General features: G+C 72.5%; 20 protein-coding genes. 6 read left to right on the plus strand and 14 right to left on the minus strand.

All coding sequences use genetic code 11. The annotated features are described in order from the left end of the window. Positions 1 to 26: 26 nt before the first annotated feature. From CPH93_RS08120 to CPH93_RS08135, 4 genes are all read right to left on the minus strand, one after another. Complete coding sequence (locus CPH93_RS08120; RefSeq protein WP_231977235.1) at positions 27 to 854, minus strand: hypothetical protein; 828 nt, start codon at positions 852 to 854, stop codon at positions 27 to 29. 14 nt (positions 855 to 868) lie between these two features. Further along, positions 869 to 1,171, minus strand: coding sequence for a DUF4193 domain-containing protein (locus CPH93_RS08125; protein ID WP_003982531.1), 303 nt, complete (start codon positions 1,169 to 1,171; stop codon positions 869 to 871). A 527-nt stretch (positions 1,172 to 1,698) separates the two neighbouring features. Then, a complete protein-coding gene (locus tag CPH93_RS08130) occupies positions 1,699 to 2,961 on the minus strand; it encodes a sensor histidine kinase (RefSeq protein WP_096212430.1) in 1,263 nt (420 codons plus the stop codon). A gap of 6 nt (positions 2,962 to 2,967) precedes the next feature. Then, complete coding sequence (locus tag CPH93_RS08135) at positions 2,968 to 3,621, minus strand: response regulator transcription factor (RefSeq protein WP_006602630.1); 654 nt, start codon at positions 3,619 to 3,621, stop codon at positions 2,968 to 2,970. Positions 3,622 to 3,951: 330 nt separating this feature from the next. On the opposite strand from CPH93_RS08135, the gene CPH93_RS36125 reads away from it, so the two are divergent. Beyond that, positions 3,952 to 4,128: a hypothetical protein gene (locus CPH93_RS36125; protein ID WP_006602631.1), complete on the plus strand. Its 177-nt coding sequence runs from the start codon at positions 3,952 to 3,954 to the stop codon at positions 4,126 to 4,128. An 81-nt stretch (positions 4,129 to 4,209) separates the two neighbouring features. On the opposite strand, the gene CPH93_RS08140 is transcribed toward CPH93_RS36125, so the two are convergent. Together CPH93_RS08140 and CPH93_RS08145 are read right to left on the minus strand one after the other, a co-directional pair. Next, the gene (locus CPH93_RS08140) at positions 4,210 to 5,055 is read right to left on the minus strand and encodes an inositol monophosphatase family protein (RefSeq protein ID WP_096212431.1); all 846 of its coding nucleotides are present in this window, start codon (positions 5,053 to 5,055) and stop codon (positions 4,210 to 4,212) included. Between the two features lie 45 nt (positions 5,056 to 5,100). After that, on the minus strand, positions 5,101 to 6,255 hold the full coding sequence (locus CPH93_RS08145; protein ID WP_093485608.1) for a ferrochelatase: 1,155 nt from the start codon (positions 6,253 to 6,255) through the stop codon (positions 5,101 to 5,103). A 173-nt stretch (positions 6,256 to 6,428) separates the two neighbouring features. On the opposite strand from CPH93_RS08145, the gene CPH93_RS08150 reads away from it, so the two are divergent. Beyond that, positions 6,429 to 7,703, plus strand: a complete 1,275-nt coding sequence (locus CPH93_RS08150; RefSeq protein ID WP_096212432.1) for an MFS transporter — start codon at positions 6,429 to 6,431, stop codon at positions 7,701 to 7,703. Between the two features lie 289 nt (positions 7,704 to 7,992). Next, positions 7,993 to 9,336, plus strand: coding sequence for a D-arabinono-1,4-lactone oxidase (locus CPH93_RS08155; protein ID WP_096212433.1), 1,344 nt, complete (start codon positions 7,993 to 7,995; stop codon positions 9,334 to 9,336). Positions 9,337 to 9,432: 96 nt separating this feature from the next. On the opposite strand, the gene CPH93_RS08160 is transcribed toward CPH93_RS08155, so the two are convergent. Further along, the gene (locus CPH93_RS08160) at positions 9,433 to 10,638 is read right to left on the minus strand and encodes a hypothetical protein (protein ID WP_096212434.1); all 1,206 of its coding nucleotides are present in this window, start codon (positions 10,636 to 10,638) and stop codon (positions 9,433 to 9,435) included. A gap of 497 nt (positions 10,639 to 11,135) precedes the next feature. Between CPH93_RS08160 and sepH the strand changes: the two genes are divergently transcribed. After that, the gene (gene sepH / locus CPH93_RS08165) at positions 11,136 to 12,197 is read left to right on the plus strand and encodes a septation protein SepH (protein ID WP_096212435.1); all 1,062 of its coding nucleotides are present in this window, start codon (positions 11,136 to 11,138) and stop codon (positions 12,195 to 12,197) included. A gap of 81 nt (positions 12,198 to 12,278) precedes the next feature. On the opposite strand, the gene CPH93_RS08170 is transcribed toward sepH, so the two are convergent. Further along, entirely contained in the window at positions 12,279 to 13,118 is an 840-nt protein-coding gene (locus CPH93_RS08170) for a sulfurtransferase (RefSeq protein ID WP_096212436.1), read from the minus strand. 248 nt (positions 13,119 to 13,366) lie between these two features. On the opposite strand from CPH93_RS08170, the gene CPH93_RS08175 reads away from it, so the two are divergent. Then, positions 13,367 to 14,143 carry a VOC family protein gene (locus CPH93_RS08175; protein WP_096212437.1) on the plus strand — a complete coding sequence of 259 codons (777 nt, stop codon included), beginning with the start codon at positions 13,367 to 13,369 and terminating at the stop codon, positions 14,141 to 14,143. Positions 14,144 to 14,171: 28 nt separating this feature from the next. Here CPH93_RS08175 and CPH93_RS08180 read toward each other — a convergent pair whose 3' ends face one another. The 5 genes from CPH93_RS08180 to CPH93_RS08200 all read right to left on the minus strand — a co-directional run bounded on the left by CPH93_RS08180 (position 14,172) and on the right by CPH93_RS08200 (position 20,390). Further along, positions 14,172 to 14,693 carry a GNAT family N-acetyltransferase gene (locus CPH93_RS08180; protein WP_096212438.1) on the minus strand — a complete coding sequence of 174 codons (522 nt, stop codon included), beginning with the start codon at positions 14,691 to 14,693 and terminating at the stop codon, positions 14,172 to 14,174. A 106-nt stretch (positions 14,694 to 14,799) separates the two neighbouring features. Continuing rightward, positions 14,800 to 15,465 carry a thymidine kinase gene (locus tag CPH93_RS08185; protein ID WP_096212439.1) on the minus strand — a complete coding sequence of 222 codons (666 nt, stop codon included), beginning with the start codon at positions 15,463 to 15,465 and terminating at the stop codon, positions 14,800 to 14,802. 64 nt (positions 15,466 to 15,529) lie between these two features. Then, positions 15,530 to 16,720 (minus strand): alkaline phosphatase family protein, encoded by a 1,191-nt coding sequence (locus tag CPH93_RS08190; protein WP_096212440.1) that lies wholly within the window; start codon positions 16,718 to 16,720, stop codon positions 15,530 to 15,532. Further along, positions 16,720 to 17,310 carry a DUF5998 family protein gene (locus CPH93_RS08195; protein ID WP_006602644.1) on the minus strand — a complete coding sequence of 197 codons (591 nt, stop codon included), beginning with the start codon at positions 17,308 to 17,310 and terminating at the stop codon, positions 16,720 to 16,722. The genes CPH93_RS08190 and CPH93_RS08195 overlap by 1 nt, the downstream gene beginning before the upstream one ends. A gap of 38 nt (positions 17,311 to 17,348) precedes the next feature. After that, a complete protein-coding gene (locus CPH93_RS08200) occupies positions 17,349 to 20,390 on the minus strand; it encodes a bifunctional acetate--CoA ligase family protein/GNAT family N-acetyltransferase (protein WP_096215358.1) in 3,042 nt (1,013 codons plus the stop codon). Positions 20,391 to 20,608: 218 nt separating this feature from the next. Here CPH93_RS08200 and CPH93_RS08205 point away from each other — a divergent pair, with 218 nt between their 5' ends. Next, positions 20,609 to 20,890, plus strand: coding sequence for an HPr family phosphocarrier protein (locus CPH93_RS08205; protein WP_006602646.1), 282 nt, complete (start codon positions 20,609 to 20,611; stop codon positions 20,888 to 20,890). A 393-nt stretch (positions 20,891 to 21,283) separates the two neighbouring features. On the opposite strand, the gene CPH93_RS08210 is transcribed toward CPH93_RS08205, so the two are convergent. Beyond that, positions 21,284 to 21,973, minus strand: coding sequence for a GntR family transcriptional regulator (locus CPH93_RS08210; protein WP_173909746.1), 690 nt, complete (start codon positions 21,971 to 21,973; stop codon positions 21,284 to 21,286). Positions 21,974 to 22,201 lie beyond the last annotated feature (228 nt).

Consider the following 22,201-nt stretch of genomic DNA (forward strand, 5'->3'; position numbering starts at 1 on the left):
CGGGATGAGGGGCCCCTGCGGCTTCGTCAGCCGTTCGCCGGGGCATCCGGCGCGGAGCCGGGAAGGGCGTCCCAGGGCACCTGGTGGGCGCGCAGGTCCTTACGGATCTTTTCCGCGAGCCTTCTGGTGTCCCTGCGGTTCATGAACGCGCCGACGGTGGCGCCGATCATGAACGGCGTGAGGTTGGGGAGGTTGCGCAGGGTGCGCTTCATGATCTGCTGGCGCAGTTCCCGCTTCATCTGCCCGCCCAGGGCGATGTTCAGCGTGGCCGGTTTGGCGAGGTCGATGCCCCGCTCCTCGGCCCAGGAGGTCAGACAGGCCATCACACGCTGCCGGAAATTCCCCGCGGGCCGCAGACCGTAGACCTCGTGCAGCTCGGCGATCAGCTTGATCTCGACCGAGGCGACACCCGTGACCTCGGCGGCCAGCTCGGCCGGCATGGCGGGCGGTACGGGCAGCATCGCTGCCGCGCCGACGCCCGCTCCGACCGTTGCGGTGGCTGCGCAGGCGCCCGCGACGAGCTTGTCGGCCAGGTCCTCGGGGGTCAGTCCGGGGAACTGGGCGCGCAGCGTCGCAAGATCGCGGACCGGGATCCGCGGGGCCGTGTCGATGATGCGGTCGGCAATCGCGGCGATCAGTCCCCGCAGCCTGCCGCCGCCTCCTGCGGCACCGCGGCCCGTCAGGGCCGTGAGCGAGGCCCTGCAGCCCCGTTCCTGCAGTGCATCGGGCGTCCGTTCCGTGGGAAGGGCGGTCGGATCGGCGGGCACGGGCGCGGTTTCCTCATGTGATCGTGCGCCGGCCGCCGGACCGGGTCCGCCCTTGGGGCCCTTACGGAACGGGTTCACGCCTGCCACGGCGTAGACCGGGCTCAGGCCGCGCAGTCGCGGCAGATCGGCTGCCCGTTCTTGTCCTCCGCGGCGAGCTGGCTGCGGTGGTGGACCAGGAAGCAGCTCATGCACGTGAACTCGTCCTGCTGCTTGGGCAGCACGCGCACGGCCAGCTCTTCGTTGGACAGGTCTGCGCCCGGCAGCTCCAGGCCCTCGGCCTGCTCGAACTCGTCGACGTCGACCGCCGAGGCGGACTTGTCGTTCCGCCGCGACTTCAGCTCTTCAATGCTGTCCTCGTTGAGGTCGTCGTCGGTCTTGCGTGGGGTGTCGTAATCCGTAGCCATTTTCGCTCTCCCCCTCTGGGTGTCTGCGGTGTCTCAGCGCTCGTAACGCGTGAGAGGCCGGACTTGTGCCCGACCTGAGGCGGAGATTTTGCCTCACATCAAGGTCTGTTACTCAATCGACACCCAACCGCACCCCTGAAGAGGTGATCGGTTTGGATGGCGATCAGGACCGTACACGGTCCGAATGTCGCACCTCGCGCAGCCCACCACCTGTACTTCCCGTGATCCGACCCCCCGGAAACCCGGACGTCCCAGGCATTCCGACGGCCATTTCGCTCACGGAGCGTAGATGGCCGGAATTTCGCGTCTGTGAGGCATCACACACGCACAGACCGGTGGGCGGACCGGTTCAATTCCGCGCAAAGCGAACTTCGGCGAAGGATCCCCGCCGACCCCCCTCCACGTCAAACCGGGAGGCGAGGCGGTGTACGGCCGCGAGACGGGCGATCGTACGCACGGATGTCCGACGACTGCGCACCGGGGCGCCCAGTGGCTCCAGGAGGCGTACAACCGCCCTGTGGCCTGCATCAGAGCGGCAGGACGACGCGCATCACGAGCCCGCCGCCTTCGCGGGGTGAAGCGGTGATCGTGCCGTCGTGCGCGCGGACGACCGAGCGCACGATGGACAGGCCCAGACCGACCCCCTTGTCGCTGCCGGTGCGCTCGGTCCGCAGCCGCCGGAACGGCTCGAAGAGGTTCTCCACCTCGTAGGCGGGGACCACCGGGCCCGTATTGGCGACCACCAGCACCGCGAAGCCCGGCTGGGGCTCGGTGGCGACCTCGACCCAGCCGTCCTCGGGCACGTTGTAGCGCACCGCGTTCTGGACGAGGTTGAGCGCGATGCGCTCCAGCAGGACGCCGTTGCCCTGTACGAAGACCTGCTGGCGGGCCCCGCGCAGCTCCACGCCCTTGCTGTGCGCCTCCTCGCGGCTCTGGTCGACGGCCTGCGAGGCGACCTCGGACAGATCGACCGGCTTCTTGTCGACGACCTTGTTCTCGCTGCGGGCGAGCAGCAGCAGGCCCTCCACGAGCTGCTCGCTGCGCTCGTTGGTGGCCAGCAGCGTCTTGCCGAGCTGCGCGAGCTCGGGGGACGCGTCCGGGTCGGCGAGCTGGACCTCCAGCAGCGTGCGGTTGATCGCCAGGGGGGTGCGCAACTCGTGCGAGGCGTTGGACACGAACCGGCGCTGGGACTCAAAGGCCCGGTCGAGGCGGTCCAGCATCTCGTCGAAGGTGTCGGCGAGCTCCTTGAGCTCGTCGTCGGGCCCGCCCAGCTCGATGCGGCGGTGCAGATCCGAGCCCGCCACCCGCTGTGCGGTGCGGGTGATCCGCCCCAGCGGTGCCAGCACCCGCCCCGCCATCGCGTAACCGAACGCGAAGGCCACCACCGTCAGCCCCAGCAGCGCCAGCAGCGAGCGGTTGAGGAGGCTGTTGAGGGCCAGCGCGCGCTGCTGCTGGAGGCACTGCTCGACGGCCTCCTGGAGCAGCGGTCCCGAGGTCTTGGTGGGCAGGTCGCAGAGGTTGCTGGTCGACTGGAACTTGCCGCCGAGGATCTTCAGGGGCAGCGCACTGCCGTCGTGCAGCGCGTCCGCGGCCAGCATGTAGATGATCGTCAGCAGCACGATCCCGGCCATCAGGAACATGCCGCCGTACAGCAGGGTCAGGCGTATGCGGATCGTGGGGCGCAGCCACGGGAACGGCCGGACGTTGACCGGCCGGGGGTCCCAGGTGGGCTTGGGGGGCAGGGGCGGTGGCGGGGCGGCCGCCTTGGAGAACGAGGGCAGGGAGGGCATCGTCGGTCAGATCCGGTATCCCGAGCCGGGGACGGTGACGATCACCGCGGGCTCGCCGAGCTTGCGGCGCAGCGTCATGACCGTGACCCGTACGACGTTGGTGAACGGGTCGGTGTTCTCGTCCCAGGCCTTCTCCAGGAGCTGCTCGGCCGAGACGACCGTGCCCTCGCTGCGCATCAGGACCTCCAGCACCGCGAATTCCTTCGGTGCGAGCTGGACCTCCTTGCCGTCGCGGAAGACCTCGCGGCGATTGGGGTCGAGCTTGATGCCGGCCCGCTCCAGTACGGGCGGCAGCGCGACGGTCGTACGGCGCCCCAGGGCGCGGACCCGGGCGGTCAGCTCCGTGAAGGCGAACGGCTTGGGGAGGTAGTCGTCCGCGCCGATCTCCAGGCCCTCGACGCGGTCGCTGACGTCGCCGGAGGCGGTGAGCATCAGGACACGGGTGGGCATCCCCAGCTCGACGATCTTGCGGCAGACGTCGTCGCCGTGGACGACCGGGAGGTCACGGTCGAGCACGACGACGTCGTAGTCGTTGACCGCTATCCGTTCCAGGGCGGCAGCGCCGTCGTAGACCACGTCGACGGCCATGGCCTCCCGGCGTAGTCCGGTGGCCACCGCATCGGCGAGCAGCTGCTCGTCCTCGACGACGAGAACACGCACGTCGCTAGTCCTTCCTCAGGGCCCTCACGGGCAGGCAAAACTTGTCTGAAAGCCCTTCCATCCTGCCCCGAAGAGCCATAAACCGGCGGTAAGAGGGGTGCGGAGGGGTGGAGAGCGGCCCGTGACGCCCGACGGGCATGATTCCTGGGCGGGTTGAGGTTTCCCTGAGGTACCGGGTGGGGAGGACGACTGCACACCCGCGATCACGCCCTGTTTATTAGGCAACTTTAAGCACCCTTTGCCACGAACTGATCCATCGCAGGGACCCAGCCGTGATCACCCACCCGTCGGCACACCCCCGTGCCACCGACCCACGACGAGGGGGCGCACATGGACGCGTTCACCGCAGGCATTTTGCAGCGCATAGAGAACACCGAAGCCGATCTTGACCGGGCCCGGGCTGCGGGCGACGACTTCCTCGCCGAGGTCGAGCAGGCAGAGCTCGAGGACCTGCAGCGACTGGCGACCGAGCACGGCGTGCGCTACGGCGCGGTCAGCAACGCCTGACCGTTTCCCGGCGTACGACGACAGCGCCCCGGCATCCAGGGGATGGTGCCGGGGCGCTGTCATGCCCGCGCGGGGGCCGGGTCAGTCGTGCCAGGCGCCGAGCTCCTCCAGCAGCGGCTGGAGCTGCGCGAAGAGGGCCGGGGAGGCGGCGAGGGTCAGCTCGTGGGCGGCCGGGCGGCCGGGGCGGCCGCCGGTGAGCGCGCCGGCCTCGCGGGCGATCAGGGCACCGGCCGCCAGGTCCCAGGGGTTCAGCCCCCGCTCGTAGTAGGCATCGAGCCGGCCGCCGGCCACATCGCACAGGTCGATCGCGGCCGAGCCGCCGCGCCGGATGTCCCGGACCTGCGGCAGCAGCGTGCGCAGCACCTCGGCCTGGGCGGCCCGGCGCTCGGCGAGGTAGGCGAAGCCGGTGCCGAGCAGTGCCTGGGAGAGCGGCGGGGTGGGCCGGTGGTGGAGGCGCTCGCCGTTGTTGAACGCACCACGGCCCAGGACCGCCCGGCAGGTCTCGCCGCGCATCGGTGCGGCGACGACCCCGACCACCGCCTCGCCGTCCTTCTCCGCCGCGATGGACACCGACCAGGACGGCAGCCCGTAGAGATAGTTCACCGTGCCGTCGATGGGGTCGATGACCCAGCGGACGCCGCTGGTGCCGTCGGTGCTGGCGCCCTCCTCCCCCAGGAAGCCGTCGTCGGGGCGGTGCTCCCCGAGGAAGCCGGTGATCAGCTTCTCGGAGGCGAGATCCATCTCGGTGACGACGTCGATGGGGCTGGACTTGGTGGCGGCGACCCCGAGGTCGGCGGGCCGGCCGTCACGCAGCAGGTCCCCCGCGCGGCGGGCGGCCTCCAGGGCCAGTTCGAGCAGTTCGTCGTAGAGCGCGTCGGTCGGTGTGGCGGCGGTCTGCGGGGCCTCGGGGTACAGCGGGTCGGGCACGATGCTCCTTGCTCACACGGGCGGTGGTCGGGCGGGCGTACGGGCTTACACGGGGGCCTCGGCGACCGGGCCCCGCCAGTCGGCGCCGGCGGCGGCCGGGCGCGGTGTGCGCGCCGGACAGCAGCCGACCGGGCACAGGTCGTGGCCTGCGCCCAAGGCGCCCAGGGCGCAGCGCTCCGGAGCGGCGCCCCGTTCTGCGGCCGCGCGCTCCAGGAGGAGGTCGCGGACGGCCGCGGCGAACCGCGGATCGGCGCCCACGGTGGCCGACCTGGCGACCGGCAGTCCCAGCTCGGCGGCCTTGGCGGTGGCCTCGGTGTCGAGGTCGTACTTGACCTCCATGTGGTCCGAGACGAACCCGATGGGGGCCATCACGACGGCCGGGACGCCCGCGGCGTGCGCCTCTTCCAGGTGGTCGCAGATGTCCGGCTCCAGCCAGGGAATGTGCGGGGCGCCGCTCCGGGACTGGTAGACGAGCCGCCAGGGGTGGTCCACGCCGGTCTCCGCGCGGACGGCGTCCGCAATCACCCGCGCCGCGTCGAGGTGCTGGGCGACGTAGGCGCCGCCCTCGCCCCCGCGGGTGTGGTCGGCGGGCGTGCCGGAGGTGTCGGCGGCGGCGGTGGGGATGGAATGGGTGGTGAAGGCGAGGTGGGCGCCGTCGCGCACCTCCTCGGGCAGTTCCGCGAGCGACGCCAGCACACCGTCGGTCATCGGGCGCAGGAAGCCGGGGTGGTTGAAGTAGTGCCGCAGCTTGTCGACCTGCGGCAGCTCCAGGCCCTCGGCCTGCAGGGCGGCGAGCGCGTCGGCGAGGTTCTCGCGGTACTGGCGGCAGCCCGAGTACGAGGCGTAGGCGCTGGTCGCCAGGACGGCGATCCGGCGGTGTCCGTCGTGGACCATGGTGCGCAGGGTGTCGGTCAGGTAGGGCGCCCAGTTGCGGTTGCCCCAGTAGACGGGCAGGTCCAGCCCGTTCTCGGCGAAGTCCGTGCGCAGCGCGTCGAGCAGCTCGCGGTTCTGGGCGTTGATGGGGCTCACGCCGCCGAACAGGAAGTAGTGCTGCCCCACCTCCTTGAGGCGCTCACGGGGGATGCCGCGGCCGCGGGTGACGTTCTCCAGGAACGGGACGACGTCATCGGGCCCTTCGGGGCCACCGAAGGACAGCAGCAGCAGGGCGTCATAAGGACGGGGGTCGCACTGTTCGGGCATGCCATCGATCCTGCCACCCTTCCCCCGGGGCCGATGGGCAGGTCCCGGCGCGGAGAGGGGAGGCCCGGAGTGGGGCCGAAAACTCGGAGGCGGCCGGCGGCCTGCCGCCCGTAAGCTGTATCGGTTGCAGACATTCCTTACCGATCTTCGGTCCTGACCGGCGGAGCGCCCCGTTGCCCAGTCCCTACCGCGCCATCTTCGGGCGCCCCGGCACCAAGTCGTTCTCCGCCGCCGGACTGCTGGGCCGGATGCCGCTGTCGATGATGAGCATCGGCGTCGTCACGATGGTCTCCCAGTTGACCGGGCGCTACGGCCTGGCCGGCGCGCTGTCCGCGACCCTCGCGCTGTCCGCCGCGGTGCTCGGCCCGCAGATATCCCGGCTGGTGGACCGGCACGGCCAGAGCCGGGTGCTGCGCCCGGCCACCCTGGTGTCGATCGCCGCGGTCGCCGGGCTGCTGCTGAGCGCGCAGCAGCGCTGGCCGGACTGGATCCTGTTCGTCTTCGCGGCGGGTGCGGGGTGCGTACCCAGCATCGGCTCGATGATCCGGGCCCGCTGGGCGGAGATCTACCGGGGCTCCCCACGCGAGCTGCACACCGCCTACGCGTGGGAGTCGATCGTCGACGAGACGTGCTTCATCTTCGGGCCGATCCTGTCCATCGGCCTGTCCACCGCGTGGTTTCCGGAGGCCGGCCCGCTGCTGGCCGCCGGGTTCCTGGCCGTCGGCGTGTTCTGGCTGACGGCGCAGCGTGCGACCGAGCCGGTGCCGCATCCGCATGAGCTGCACCCCAAGGGGTCGGCGCTGCGCTCGCGGGGGCTGCAGGTGCTGGTGGTGACGTTCGTGGCGATCGGGGCGATCTTCGGCGCGATCGATGTGGTGACGGTGGCCTTCGCCGAGGAGGTCGGGCACAAGGCCGCGGCCAGTCTGGTGCTGGCGGTCTACGCGCTCGGCTCGTGTGCGGCCGGCGCCGTCTTCGGGCTGCTGCATCTGAAGGCGCACCCGTCCCGCCGCTTCGTCGTGGGGATCTGCGCGATCGCGGTGAGCATGGTGCCGCTGCAACTGGTGGGCTCGCTGCCGCTGCTGGCCGTCGCGCTGTTCGTCGCGGGGCTGTCCATCGCCCCGACGATGGTGACCACGATGGCGCTGGTCGAGGAGCATGTGCCGCGGGCCAAGCTGACCGAGGGCATGAGCTGGACCAGCACCGGCCTGGCGGTGGGCGTCGCACTGGGCGCGTCGGCGGCCGGCTGGGTGGTCGATGCCGCCGGTGCGGCCCGGGGATATCTGGTGCCGGGGGCGGCGGGGGTGCTCGGCGCGCTGGTGGCCTTCGCGGGCTACCGCAGGCTCCGCCCGCAGCCCGCCCCTTCGGCGACGGACCCGGTGGCGTCCGGAGCACCGTCCGGCCACGGCGGCACGGCCCCGCAGCCGCACAGCGAGGAGAGCGTCGCCTAGCGGGAGGGCATCCGCAGAAGTCCGCTACCTGGCGGGCGTCCGCACGGTCCGGTCGGCCGCCCGCGAGTGAGCGGGGCTTTCGGCGACCCGTGGGCCCGTCCGGAGAGCCGCGAACCGAACACGCGCCGCCCGCTTGCGAGTTACCGTCGGTACGACCTGTCCGGGAGCCGGGCGGTTGCGGCCGGTCCCCGAGCATGTGAGGTACGTCACTCATCCCGGATATCGCGTCGGTGACTGGCATCATGCGCCCACGCCAACGTGGGCCGGACACGCGGGAGGGGACGTCACCATGGCAGTCAGCAACGCCGTCGGCGGCTCGGGAGGGCGCGGCTCGACAACCGGACCGTGGCGCAACTGGGCGGGCAACGTCACCGCCCGCCCCGCCCGGAGCGTGACCCCGGCGAGCACCGAGGAGCTGGCCGCCGCGGTCCGCGCGGCCGCCGCGGACGGGCTGACGGTCAAGGCGGCCGGCACCGGCCACTCCTTCACCCCCGCGGCCGCCACCGACGGGCTGCTGATCCGCCCCGAGCGGCTGGCCGGGGTCCGCAGGATCGACCGCGCGGCCGGCACCGTGACCGTGGCGGCCGGCACCCCGCTCAAGCACCTCAACGAGACGCTCGCCGTCCACGGGCTGTCGCTGACCAACATGGGCGACATCATGGAGCAGACCGTCTCCGGGGCGACCGCTACCGGCACCCATGGCACCGGCCGGACCTCGGCGTCGCTCGCCGCCCAGGTCACCGCCCTCGAACTGGTCACCGCCGACGGCTCGGTCCTGACCTGTTCCGCCGAGGAGCGAGCGGATGTCTTCGCCGCGGCGCGGCTGGGCCTGGGCGCACTGGGCGTGATCAGCGAGCTGACCTTCGCCGTGGAGCCGGAGTTCCTGCTGACCGCCCGCGAGGAGCCGATGCCCTACGACGAGGTGACGGACCGGTTCGACGAGCTGGTCGCCGAGAACGAACACTTCGAGTTCTACTGGTTCCCGCACACCGGCAGCTGCAACACCAAGCGCAACAACCGCAGCCAGGGCCCGGCGGCGCCCCCGGGGAGGGTCAGCGGCTGGGTCGAGGACGAGCTGCTGTCCAACGGGGTCTTCCAGCTCGCCTGCACCGTGGGGCGGGCGGTGCCGGCCGCCGTACCGGGCATCGCCAAGATCTCCAGCCGCGCGCTGTCGGCCCGTACGTACACCGACATCCCCTACCGGGTCTTCACTTCCCCGCGGCGGGTGCGGTTCGTGGAGATGGAGTACGCGCTGCCCCGCGCCGCCGCCGTCGCGGCGCTCGGTGAGCTCAAGGCCCTGGTGGAGCGCGCGGAGTTCAAGATCAGCTTCCCGGTGGAGGTGCGCACCGCGCCGGCCGACGACATCCCGCTGTCCACCGCCTCGGGCCGGGACACCGTCTATATCGCCGTGCACATGTACCGGGGGACGCCGCACCAGGCGTACTTCGCGGCCGCCGAGCGGATCATGACGGCGCACGAGGGCCGTCCGCACTGGGGCAAGCTGCACACCCGCGACGCCGCCTACCTTGCCGACGCCTATCCGCGGTTCGGCGAGTTCACCGCGGTGCGCGACCAGCTGGACCCGGACCGCCGGTTCGCCAACGCCTATCTGCGGCGGGTCCTGGGGGACTGACCGACGACGGCCGCGGCCCGGTGCCTGTGCAGGGCACCGGGCCGCGGCCGTGTCCGTTCCACCTCACCGGACCGTCGCCCCAACGGGCACTCCGGCTCAGGAGGCGCCGGGCGCAGGAGCCTGCCCGTCGGCCCCTTGCTGGCCCTGCGTGCTCCCCGGCTTCTCACCGCCGGTCGAGCCGTCACCCTTTCCGGTGGCGCCGCCGCCGGTGGAACCGCTCGTCGGCCCGTCAGGGGACGAGGGGGTCTCCGGGTCGGGCGAGGTCTTGCCGCTGTCGGACGGGCTGGGCTCCGGCGACGGGCTGCCGCGGTCCTTGCCCTTGTCGGCGCCGGTGCCGTCCGAGGCGCTCGGGTCCGGGGACGGCTGCCGGCCGTCGCCGTGCTGTTTGCCGTCGTCCGGGGAGTCACCCGATCCGGGCGACTGCGGGCTGCTGGGCTGGTGCCGGCCGGACCCACCGGTCTGGATGATGTTGCCCAGCGAGGTGCCCTTCTCGCCGTTCGGCGTCTGCCCGGTGATCAGCTCGGTGCCGGTGACCGCGCCCATGGCGAGCACGAAGACCGCGAGCGCACCGAGCGCCGGCCGCTTCCAGCCGCGCAGCCGGGAACCGTACGTCGCGGTGCTGAGCGCCTCGGGTGGCCCGGCCGGGTGCCGCACGAGCGGTGCGCCGGCCGGCCGGCCGGCGGCCTGGCCCAGCATCGCGGTCCGCTCGTCGAGACGCGGCACCAGCTGCGTACGGTCGGCCGGCCGCTCCGGACCGGCCTGGTCCCCCACGTGCCCCCCTGGGTTCGATTCGCGGTCGACGGGGCGCAACATCCGCGTCGCGTCCTCGGTACCCGGAGCGGGTGAGGCTCTCGCCGGATCACGGGGCCCGGACGGATCGGCCCTCGGGATCAGCTGCGTACGGGCCGTGTCGCGCCCGGGCATCCTGGCGGCGACGGAGGTGACCTCGTCCTCCGCTCCATGCCGGTCGAAGGTCGGCAGCACCATCGTGGAGACGGGCCGCGCGTCGGGTGTGGTGGATCGATTGCGGGTGGCGGAGGAGCGGCGCGGCTTCGGCCGGGTGGTGACCGATGCCTCCTTGATCTGTTCCCCGGTACGCCGGAACAGATGCTGGAATATCGAGCCGCCAGTGGTGGCCATGACACTGACCACACCCGCGCCGATGAAGGATCCGTAGACGCCGAGCTGGCCTGCGAGATACGCCGCGCCGACCGCGGCGACCGCACTGCCGGCAACCTGAGCCACGCTCAGGTCTATCCGCTTCCCCTTCTTCTTCGTGTCGTTTTCGGTTTCTTCGTCCATCTCCAACCTTTGATAGCCGCTTCGATCCATCTTGCATGGAGAAGTGACCATTCGGCGTACCCAAAAGTTCCGATTTTGGGGAATCTGTGAAACTTGCCACCTACGTGCCTGGTAGAGAGATCGACAAGACGACTCAACTCCGTTGCCCGCCCAGAAGTTCGGCGGCGCGGCGGTCCACCTCAGTGGTCCGAATGGAGTACTGTGGCGAGCCCTGGCCCCGGTTCCCGTCCGGCTGCCCGGAACCCACGGGAGGGGCTGTGAAGGCGGCACTCGCCCCGGGGCGCCGCCGACCGGCACGGGTGCACGGCGACAGGACCAACGGCACGGTCACTGAGCGTTGCGAACAGGTAACCGTGTCATAACGGCGTTTCAGGGCCAAGCCTCGACACGCCGGGCAACTCGGCAATGTTGTGGCAGGCTGCACCCGGGCAGGCCACACTCGACTAGCGGAAGCAGCGACGCACGTGACGTCGGCAGGCACCACCCGGGAGGTCCCCATGCCCGAACTGCGTGTCGTGGCCGTCTCCAACGACGGCACACGGCTGGTGCTCAAAGCTGCGGACAGCACCGAGTACACGCTTCCGATCGACGAACGGCTGCGCGCCGCCGTCCGCAATGACCGCGCACGGCTGGGCCAGATCGAGATCGAGGTCGAGAGCCATCTGCGTCCGCGGGACATCCAGGCCCGTATAAGAGCCGGTGCCTCCGCCGAGGAGGTCGCCCAGCTCGCCGGCATCCCCGTCGACCGGGTACGCCGCTTCGAGGGCCCGGTGCTCGCCGAGCGTGCCTTCATGGCCGAGCGGGCCCGTAAGACGCCGGTGCGGCGCCCCGGCGAGAACACCGGTCCCCAGCTCGGCGAGGCGGTCGCGGAGCGGCTGCTGCTGCGCGGCGCCGACAAGGAGAGCGTCCAGTGGGACTCCTGGCGCCGCGACGACGGCACCTGGGAGGTGCTGCTGGTCTACCGCGTCGCCACCGAACCGCACTCGGCGAGCTGGACGTACGACCCGCCGCGGCGGCTCGTGCAGGCCGTGGACGACGAGGCGCGGGCACTGATCGGCGAGAGCGACGACACGCCCGAGCCGAGCTTCCCGTTCGTGCCGCGGATCGCGCGGCTGCCGCGCGACCGGCCGCTGGACCGCGCCCTGGACCGGCAGTCGTCCGAGCGTGCGGTGCCGTCCGGCGACGAGGACGGCGAGCCGCGCGACGCCGAGGAGGCCGTCGGTGAACGGGAGCGCGAGCGCGATTCGCTGACCAGCCTGCTGGAGGCGGTGCCGAGCTTCCGCGGCGACATGGTCGTCCCGGAGAGCCCGAAGGCGCCGCAGAGCGACGAGGAGTCCGAGGCCGAGGTCGAGGAGCCGCCCGCCCCGGCAGCCAGCGCGGGCGCGGGTTCCGCGTACGCGGATGTGCTGATGCCGCGCGCGGTGGCCGGCCACCGCGACCGGCTGACCGGGACCACGGACCGGCAGGCCGAGGCGGACGGCGTCCGGCCCGGCCGCCGCGCCGCGGTGCCCAGCTGGGACGAGATCGTCTTCGGTACCCGGCGGAAGAAGCCGGAGTAGCCGGCACGTTCCCCCTTGGAGCGAACCCGTCCGCCCGTCCCCTGCTTCCAGGGGGCGGGCGGACGGGCGTGTGACGGGGGCTCAGCCGGGCTGCGGGCCGGTGGCGACCGGTCGGGAGGGGTCGGCCGTCCACTCGCTCCAGGAGCCGACGTACAGGGCCGCGGGGACGCCCGCGACCGCGAGCGCCAGCACCTCATGGGCGGCGGAGACGCCGGAGCCGCAGTAGACACCGACCTCCGCGTCCGCCGTGGCGCCCAGCGAGGCGAACCGCTGGGCCAGATCCGAGGCGGCACGGAAGACGGTGCTGCCCTCGGCGACGTTCTCGGTCGTCGGCGCGGACACGGCGCCCGGGATGTGGCCGGCGACCGGGTCGATGGGCTCGACCTCGCCGCGGTAGCGCTCGGCGGCCCGGGCGTCCAGCAGGACTCCGCGGCGGGCCAGCGCGGCCGCGTCGTCCGCCGTCAGCACCGGGAGAGCGCCGGGCAGCGGAGTGAAGTCGCCGGCCGGCGGGGCCGGCTGATCGACGCTCAGGGCTCCCCCGGACGCCTGCCAGGCGGCGAGGCCGCCGTCCAGGACACGCACGTCGGGGTGGCCGGTCCAGCGCAGCAGCCACCAGGCGCGGGCGGCCGCCCAGCTCTGACCGCCGTCGTAGACGACCACCGGGCGGTCCGCGCGGACCCCCGCGGCGCGCATGGCGCCGGCGAACACCTCGAGGTCGGGCAGCGGATGGCGGCCGGCCTTGCCGGGGGGTGCGGCCAGCTCGCTGTCGAGGTCGACATAGACCGCGCCGGGCACATGCCCGGCCTCGTACTGGGGGCGGCCGGGCGGTCCGCCGAGCTGGTAACGGACGTCCAGGAGCACCGGAGCGGCGGGCTGCGCCAACTCGCTCGCGAGTTCGGTAGCGGTGATGATGACGTTCATGGGACTCATCCTTGCGTAGCAACCGCTACGTTCAGAAGGCGGTTACCACCCTCCGTATGACGCAGTTACGTCCTGCCGTCACGCCCACGAAACGACCCAGGGGCCTCAAAACGGGCATTCTCCCCCGCGAACGCGCCGTGGACGGCGCGGCCGGGGCGCACACCAGGGCGCCGGGTGCGAGCATCTGCTCGGGACCGTGCCCGTACCGCGCAGGGTCAGCACCCCGACACTCCGAGGAGAAAGCGACCATGACGACCGAGGCAGCGACCCGGCGGATGTCCGGCGCGCCCTGCTGGGTGAGCCTCCTGGCCCACAGCATGTCCGCGACGCAGGAGTTCTACGGCGCGCTGTTCGGCTGGGAGTTCCGCCCGGGGCCGCAGCACTTCGGTCCGTACGCCCGGGCCTTCCTCGACGGCCTGGAAGTCGCCGGGGTCGGTGAGCTGGCGCCCGACCGCCACCTCCCGGTCTCCTGGACCACCTATCTGGCCAGCGACGACGCGGATGTGACGGCGGAACAGATCCGTTGCTGCGGTGGGACGGTGGGCGTCGGGCCGCTGGACGCGGACGACGACACGGGGCGGATGGCGATCGGCTCCGATCCGCAGGGCGCGATCTTCGGCGTCTGGCAGGGCAAGTCGCTGATGGGCACCGCGCACACCGGCGAGCCGGGCACGCCGGTGTGGAACGAGCTGGTCACCCGGGACACCGGCTCGGTCAGCCCGTTCTACGAGCACGTCTTCGGCTTCGAGGCGGAGCCGGTGGCCTCGGCCGGTCCCGACGCCCTGACGCTGCAGCTCAAGGGGCAGCCGGTGGCCGGTATGCGCGGCGTGGGCGCCGACCTGCCCCGCGACCGGGGCTCCCACTGGATGACGTACTTCGCCGTCCCCCACACGGACGCGGCGGCCCGCCGGGTCACCGAACTGGGCGGACAGGTGCTGCACGCCCCCCGGGATTCCGCGCACGGCCGGCTGGCGGCCGTCGCCGACAGCGAGGGTGCCGTCTTCACGATCATCCAGCAGGGATGAACGCCCGCTGTCCCAGGGGCGGTGGGGCTCACGCGGTGTCCAGGCGCATCCGGACGTAGCACGCACCGGCCGGCCCCGGGCGCCGGTGTCCGTCCGGCTGCCAGCCGTGCCGCGCGTAGAAGGCCTGCGCACGGTGGTTGCGCTCCCATGCCTCGACCCGGCCGGTGGGCAGCGCGGCCTCGCGCAGGAACCGTACGAAGGCCGCGTGCAGTTGGCCGCCGATGCCCTGTCCCCACTGACCGGGCAGCACATGGATCTGGTACAGCTCGCCCACGGTCACCGGCTCGTTCCCGGGGACGAGCGGCGGGCCCATGGCCAGCACGCCCACCAACGTGTCGTTGCGGAGCGCGCACCGCACCGTCCTGGTGGGCGACCGGATCGAGCGCGCCCACCCCTCCCGTCGCCGCGCCGGGCCGTCGGGGGTGTCGATCTCCGCCGCGGGCAACCCGCCCGCCCGGTAGTACGCGGTGCGGGCCCGGGTGTGCAGTTCCACGAGCGAGTCCAGGTCGGCAGGAACAGCGGGGCGCAGTAAGGCCGGAGGGCGCGTCATACCCGTGAGGACGGGCCGGGCGGGCCGGCGGGTTCCGTCCGCGCGGCACCGGGCACGGTGCGGTCGCCCCGGCATCCGTGGGGCGGTGCGGCGCCGGCGGCCGCCGCTACTTCGTGCCGTCGACCGGCAGTACGTCCGGGGAGAGGGCGGCCGCGCGGGCGGTCGCCGAGGTCTGGCGGCGACGGTGATGGCGCCGGCACAGCACCTCGTAACCGACCTCGGCCTGGGGGCTGTCCACGTCGCCCACGACATCGCCGACGACGACCTGTGCGCCCTCGACGACCATCCGGCCGTCGACGGTACGGGCGTTGTGCGTGGCACGGGCGCCGCACCAGCACAGCGCCTCGACCTGCAACACCTCTACCCGGTCGGCCAGTTCGACCAGGCGCTGGGAGCCGGGGAAGAGCTTGCTGCGGAAGTCGGTGGTGATGCCGAAGGCGAAGACGTCCAGTTCCAGGTCGTCGACGACGCGGGCGAGCTGGTCGACCTGTTCGGGGGCCAGGAACTGCGCCTCGTCGGCGATGACGTAGTCGACCCGGCCGCCGGAGGAGAGGTGGCCGATGACATGGGCGTAGAAGTCCATGTCGTCCGCCGCCTCGACGGCCTCGGTGACCAGACCGAGCCGGGAGGAGAGCCTGCCGTGGCCGGCCCGGTCGTTGCGGCTGTAGATCATGCCTTGCAGACCGCGGGAGGAGCGGTTGTGTTCGATCTGCAGAGCGAGGGTGCTCTTTCCGCAGTCCATGGTTCCGGAGAAGAACACCAGCTCGGGCATGGGAAGGTGCGGGCCTTTCGGGCTCGTGAGGGGGTGGCGACGTGCGGGCGGTGGGCCGTGCGGATCAGGTACGGACTTCCAGGAGGGGCACCAGCTGCTCCACCGGGGTCATCGAGCCGTGCATCCCGACCATCTCCGATTCACGGGGCTCCCGTTCGGTCGCGATGATCACCATGTCGGCGTGGGCGGCCGCCACGACATCGCCGATCCGGGCGCGCACCCGGTCGTCGACCGACGGGCCGAACCAGCCCGCGGCGATGGCCTCGTCACGGCTCGCGACCCACATCTGCTCACCGACCACCTCGCGCCATACGGCGAGCACATCGGCGGCCGCGCCCGGGTGGGCGTACACATGCCGGGCCCGGCCCTCGCCGCCCAACAGGCGTACGCCGGCGCGCAGTTCCCAGTCCTCGTCGAAGTCGATCCGGGACTCCGGGTCGAAGGGGATGTCGATCATGCCGTGGTCGGCCGTGATGTAGAGGGCGCTGCGCGGCGGGAGCTGCTCGGCCAGCCGCTGGGCGAGCCGGTCGACGTACATCACCTGGCCGCGCCAGGCATCGGAGTCGACGCCGTAGCGGTGCCCCTTGCCGTCGACCTCGGAGTAGTACGTGTAGACCAGCGAGCGGTCACCGGCGGCCAGCTGCTCGGCCGCGAGGTCCATCCGCTCCTCGCCGGAGAGCCGGCCGTGGAAGGTGCCGCCGCTGAGCGCGACCTTGGTGAGCGGGGTGTGCTGGAAGTTCGGTGCGGAGACCTGGCAGGTGTGGATGCCGGCGGCGTCCGCGCGCTGGAAGACCGTCGGATACGGCTGCCAGGCATAGGGGTCGGTCCACGGATACCAGCGCAGCTGGTTCATCAGGGCGCCGGTGTCCGGGTCCTGGCAGGTGTAGCCGGGCAGGCCGTGGGCGCCCGGCGGCAGGCCGGTGCCGACCGAGGCGAGGGAGGTGGCGGTGGTGGAGGGGAAGCCGGCGGTGAGCGGGCGGCCGCTGCCGTTGAACGACGTGTCCAGGAGGGAGGTCAGGAACGGCGCCTCTTCCGGGTGGTTGCGCAGCAGCTCCCAGCCGAGGCCGTCGATCAGGAAGACACAGGCGCGGTCGGCGGGGGCCAGCTCCATCGACGTGGCCACGCCGGGTATCTCCAGGCCCGCGGCGATGCCGGGCAGCAGATCGGCGAGCGAGCCGGTGCCGTACTGCGGTACGGGGGCGCCCAGCGGGTCGAGCGGTTCGGGTTCCGGCCAGGCGGGGACGGTGTGGGTCATCAGCGGGTGGTGGTGGCCGCGGTGGCCTCGGAGAGCGCCTGGGCGAAGGTGAGCGTCTCGCGCACCGAGTCCGGTCCGTCGCCGGCCTCACTGACCCGCAGCGAGAGGTCGTCGGCGGTGGACGAGCCCGTGTAGCCGTGGTCCGCCTCGCAGTTGGGGTCGCCGCAGGCAGCGGGCTCCAGATCCAGGCGGGCGACCGCGCCCCAGCCGATGGTCAGCACGACCTCGCGGGGCAGCTGGCCCGGGGTGTACGACTCGGGGTTGGCGACCACGCGGCTGAGCACCACGGACGAGATCCGGCCGAGCTTGACGGACTCGGTGGAGGTGGTGGCGTACGGCGACGGGGAGGTGGCGTCGGCGGCCTGCTCGTCGGTATGGCTGACGATGAAGCGGGTGCCGGTCAGGACCAGGACCGTGACATGACGGCGGACCTCGTTGGCGTCGAAGGTCGTCTCCTGATGGACGAGGTACGACACCACCGGCTCACCACCGACCGCGGCCTGCACCGCCTCGGCCACGAGCGTCGGGTAATAACCACTGCGCTCGATCGCCGCACGCAGTCCCTGGGTCGTCGTACCGGTCTTAGCCATGGGGTCCATCTTACGGGGCGTACCGGGCCGCGAGAGCCTCAGTAGACGGGCAGCCGGCGGGGGCCGAGGTCAGTGGTGGCGGGGGGCCTGGCCAGGCGGACGGAGGCGCCCAGGACGGAGAGGCCGTGCGCGGCGACGACGACCGGTTCGAGGTCCACGGCGACGACCTCGGGGTGGTCGTCGACCAGCCGGGAGACCCGCAGCAGCAGCTCGGCCAGCGCGGCGGTGTCCACCGGCTGGGAGCCGCGCCAGCCGAACAGCAGCGGGGCGGCACGGATCGAGCGGATCTGTTCGGCGACCTCGCGGTCGGTGGCGGGAATGAGGCGGTGGGCGATGTCGCCGAGCAACTGGGAGGGCGCACCGGCCAGCCCGAAGGAGAGGACGGCGCCGGCGGCCGGGTCGATGGCGGCCCGGATGACGGTGTCGACGCCGCGCGGCACCATCGACTGGACGACCGGACGCAGCTCTTCCGGCGAGCCGAGGAAATCGGTCAATTCGGCATACGTGCGGCGGAGTTCCCGCTCGCCGGCGATGTCGAGGCGTACGCCGCCGAGGTCGGCGCGGTGGCGCAGATGGGGTGCGGTGGTCTTGAGGGCCACGGGATAGCCGAGGCGGGCGGCGGCACGGACGGCGGTGTCCGCGTCGGGGGCCGCAAGGACGGGGCGGGTGTGGATGCCGTAACGGGCGAGCAGGGCCTCGGCGTCCTCGGGCGGCACGGGGACCGAGCGGCCGGTGGGGACGTCAAGGGTGAGCCGGCCCAGGAGGCGCTCGATGTCGGCGCCGGCCGCCGCCTCCTGGATGTCGTCGTACTCGGGCACCCGGCCCGGGTCGGCGGCCTCGCGGCGCCACGCGGCATAGCGGACGGCCTCGGCGAGGGCACGGACGGCACGCTCGGCGGCCGGGTAGGCGGGGATACGGACGGGGGCGGTGCGGCGCGGGGGCGGGGTGGTCGCCCCGGGGTCGCGGGTTGGGGCCGGCTGCGCGGCGGCGAGGGTGGGCGGCGGTCCCGGGGGGCTCAGGGGGCGTGCGGGGTGCGACGGGCTGCGCGGGGGCGGTGCGGACTCCGGGAGCCGGGCGGGTGCCGGGGCCGGGTCCTCGGGGCGGGGCGCCCGGTCCCCGGCGGCGGCGTCGGGCCCGGACGCCGGGGCGGGTGCGGGTGCGGGTGCGGGTGCGGGTGCGGGTGCGGGTGCGGGTGCGGGTGCCGCGAGCGTCTCCGCCAGCTCGTTCATCGCCAGGTGGACGACGGTCACCGGCTTCTCCGGGTGGGCCTCGGCGGCGGTACGTAGGGCGGCGGCGAGCGCGGCGCCCTCACCGCCGCCCGGGGAGACCGCGGCCCCCTCCCCCACCCAGGGGATGGCCGTGACGACCACGGCGTCGCAGCCGTCGCCGGCCAGTGCCTCGGCGAGCGCGGCCCGGAAGTCGTCGGGCGTCGCGGCCGAGGTCAGGACGTGCGGCCGCTGCGGGCGCAGCCGTTCGGTCAGGCAGGCGTCGTAGGCCAGCAGCGCCAGCGACTCGGAGTTGCCCAGGATGGCGATGCGCGAGCCGGCCGGCAGCGGCTGGGAGGCCAGCAGCAGCCCGGCGTCGATCAGCTCGGTGACCGTGTCGACGCGGATCACGCCCGCCTGGCGCATCAGGGCGGCGACGGTGCTGTCGGGGACGCGGACGGTGGGTACGGCGTGGCCGGGCGGGGCGGTGCCGTTGTGCCGGGCACCCCGGGCGACCACGACCGGTTTGACGGCGGCGGTGCGGCGGGCGAGCCGGGCGAACTTGCGGGGGTTGCCGATGGACTCCAGGTAGAGGATCACGACGTCGGTGTCCGGGTCCTCGTACCAGTACTGGAGCAGGTCGTTCCCGGAGACGTCGGCGCGGTTGCCGGCCGAGACGAAAGCGGAGATACCGGCGATGCCGCCGTCGCCGGGGCCGCGCGCATGCAGTCCGCTGAGCAGCGCGATGCCGATGGCACCGGATTGGGTGAACAGGCCGATGTGGCCGGCGCCGGGCATCTGGGGTGCGAGGGAGGCGTTCAGCCGGACACCGGGGGCCGTGTTGATCAGGCCGAAGGCATTGGGCCCGATGAGCCGCATGCCGTACGAGCGGGCCTGGCGGAGCAGGTCGCGCTGCCGCTCCCTGCCGTCCGGGCCCGCTTCGGCGTACCCGGAGGACAGGATCAGCACGCCCTGGACGCCGTGTTCGCCGCAGTCGCGGACGACGTCGGGGACGCTGTCCGCGGGCACGGCGATGACGGCGAGATCGACCGGGTCGGAGATCTCCCGCAGCGCGCGGACCGCCGGCACCCCTTCGGGGTCCAGCCGCTGCATCCCTTCGGGGAAGGCGTGGTTGACGGCGTGCACCCGGCCCGTGAAGCCGGAGTCCAGGAGGCTGCGCAGGGCCGTACGGCCGACGCCGCCGGGGGCGCGGCCGGTACCGATGACGGCGACCGAGCGCGGGGTGAGCAGCCGCTGGACGGAGCGGGCCTCGGCCCGCTGCTCGCGGCCGCGCATCACGGCCATGGACTGCTCGGTCGGCTCCAGATCGAACTCCAGCCGGACCACGCCGTCTTCGAAGGTGCGCTTGTGGGTGTAGCCGGCGTCCGTGAAGACCTTGATCATCTTGGAGTTCGCCGGGAGCACCTCGGCGGCGAACCGGCGGATGCCGCGCTCGCGGGCGACGGCCGCAATGTGCTCCAGGAGGGCGGAGGCGACGCCGCGGCCCTGGTGGGCGTCCTGGACGAGGAAGGCGACCTCCGCCTGGTCGTCCTCGGGGTCCTTCGCGGGCAACCCCTGGTCGTTGATCCGGTCGTAGCGGACGGTGGCGATGAACTCGCCGCCGACCGTCGCGGCGAGCCCGACCCGGTCGACGTAGTCGTGGTGGGTGAAACGGTGCACGTCACGGTCGGACAGGCGCGGGTAGGGCGCGAAGAAGCGGTAGTACTTCGACTCGTCCGAGACCTGTTCGTAGAACGAGACCAGCCGCTCGGCATCGTCGGGGGTGATGGGGCGGATCCGCGCCGTGCCGCCGTCACGCAGCACCACGTCTGCTTCCCAGTGGGCCGGGTACGCGTGGTCCTGCGACTTCTGCATGCGGACAGCGTACGACCGGGCACCGACAACGGGCGGCGCGCGTACGCTCGGGGTGCAGAGCAGGCCGGGGCTGCCGTGGAGTCCGTACGGCACGGCCCGGCCGACCGGCCTCCCTTGGGACCAGGGGCGGCGAAGGCCAGGACGAACGTCTGGTGGAGCACGTCCGACAGCGTGAGAGACTGGTCTAGACAACAGTCACGACTTTGAAGGGCAACACCATGGCAGAGCGCCGCGTCAATGTCGGTTGGACCGAGGGCCTGCACGCCCGCCCCGCGTCGATCTTCGTCCGTGCGGCCACCGCCTCCGGCGTCCCGATAACGATCGCCAAGGCCGATGGCAACCCCGTGAACGCCGCCTCCATGCTCGCGGTCCTGGGCCTGGGCGCCCAGGGCGGCGAGGAGATCGTGCTGGCCTCCGACGCCGAGGGCGCCGAGGCCGCGCTCGACCGCCTGGCCAAGCTCGTCGCCGAGGGTCTCGAAGAGCTCCCCGAGACCGTCTGAGCCCCTCGGGCTCTCTGCTGTATGCGGCGGCCCCGCCGCGGTAACCGGTCACCGGCTGCCGCGGCGGGGCCGTTTCACTGCGCCCTGAGTCCGAGGCGGGGCAACGGTGTGCGAGGTCGCCGCATGCGCATGACCGCGCGGGTGCACCGGAATTCCCCGGCCGCCCGGAAATCCGGGACGGGCGAGAAATGGTGCGCACCATGAAGCATGGCATTCCGGTGCCGTAAAACGCGCACCATTAACCATCCGCGGCGCCGAAGAATGGGCATCCGAATACCGGCGGAATACGCGCCGGAGAAGGGAGCTCACTTCGCCGCACCGAAACCCGTTCCACACGTCCCACACTTCCCGTACTTCTTCGCGTGTGGGACTTCTTTGTATACGGGACGGTTGTTAAGGGCGGACGCGCACCGTGTTGACGGGCGGTTTCGGATCCCTCACCTCGGTCTTGAGCGGCCGCCGCAGCCGGTACACCGGGAGCGAGCGCTCGACATGGGCCGCCATCAGGGCACGGGCCCGTTCCGCGTCCCCCCGGGCCACCGCGTCCAGCACGGCACCGTGTTCGTCCCACGACTCGCCGGCCCGGACCGGCGGTTCCACGGTGTACATCCACTCGATCTTGCGCCGCAGCTGGGTCAGCAGGGCCGTCAGACTGGGGCTGCCGACCGCCTGGGCCAGCGTCTCGTGGAACCAGTCGTCGAGTTGCTGCAGGTCCGCCGGATTGCCGTGACGGGCCCGCTCGCGGCCGAGGCGTACCAGACCGCGGAGCACCTTGAGGTGGGCGGGGCTGCGGCGGGCGGCCGCGCGGGCGGCGCCCAGCGGCTCCAACAGGGCGCGGATGTCCAGGAGATCGGCGGCCTCCTGTTCGGTGGGCTCGGCGACGCAGGCCCCCGCGTGGTGGCGGGTGGTGACGAAGCCCTCGGACTGCAGGGTCCGCAGCGCCTCACGGACCGGCACTCTGGATACGCCGTAGCGGGCCGCGAGGATCTCCTCGATCAGCCTGCTCCCCGGCGCCAGCGCACCGGAGACAATGTCGTCGCGAATCGCCGTGCACACCGCATGCGCGGAAATATGGCCTCGCATCTCCCGAGCCTCCGCCGTAATCCCCTGGAAACGCCACCGGTCGGCGGCTTTTCCGTGACTCTATTCGACCGGAGGGGATTTTCCGACGGGCACCGAATATTCATGGATATTTTTGGCCGGAAGTCGCGGGCGAGCAGGCCCCGTATCCGGTGCACCCCGGGCCCGGCAGCCGCGCCGCCGAAACGCCGCGCCACATACGCCGAAGCCCCGGTCGCGGGGCCGGGGCTT

The organism is Streptomyces sp. 2323.1 (assembly GCF_900221035.1).
GTDB classification, from domain to species: domain Bacteria; phylum Actinomycetota; class Actinomycetes; order Streptomycetales; family Streptomycetaceae; genus Streptomyces; species Streptomyces sioyaensis.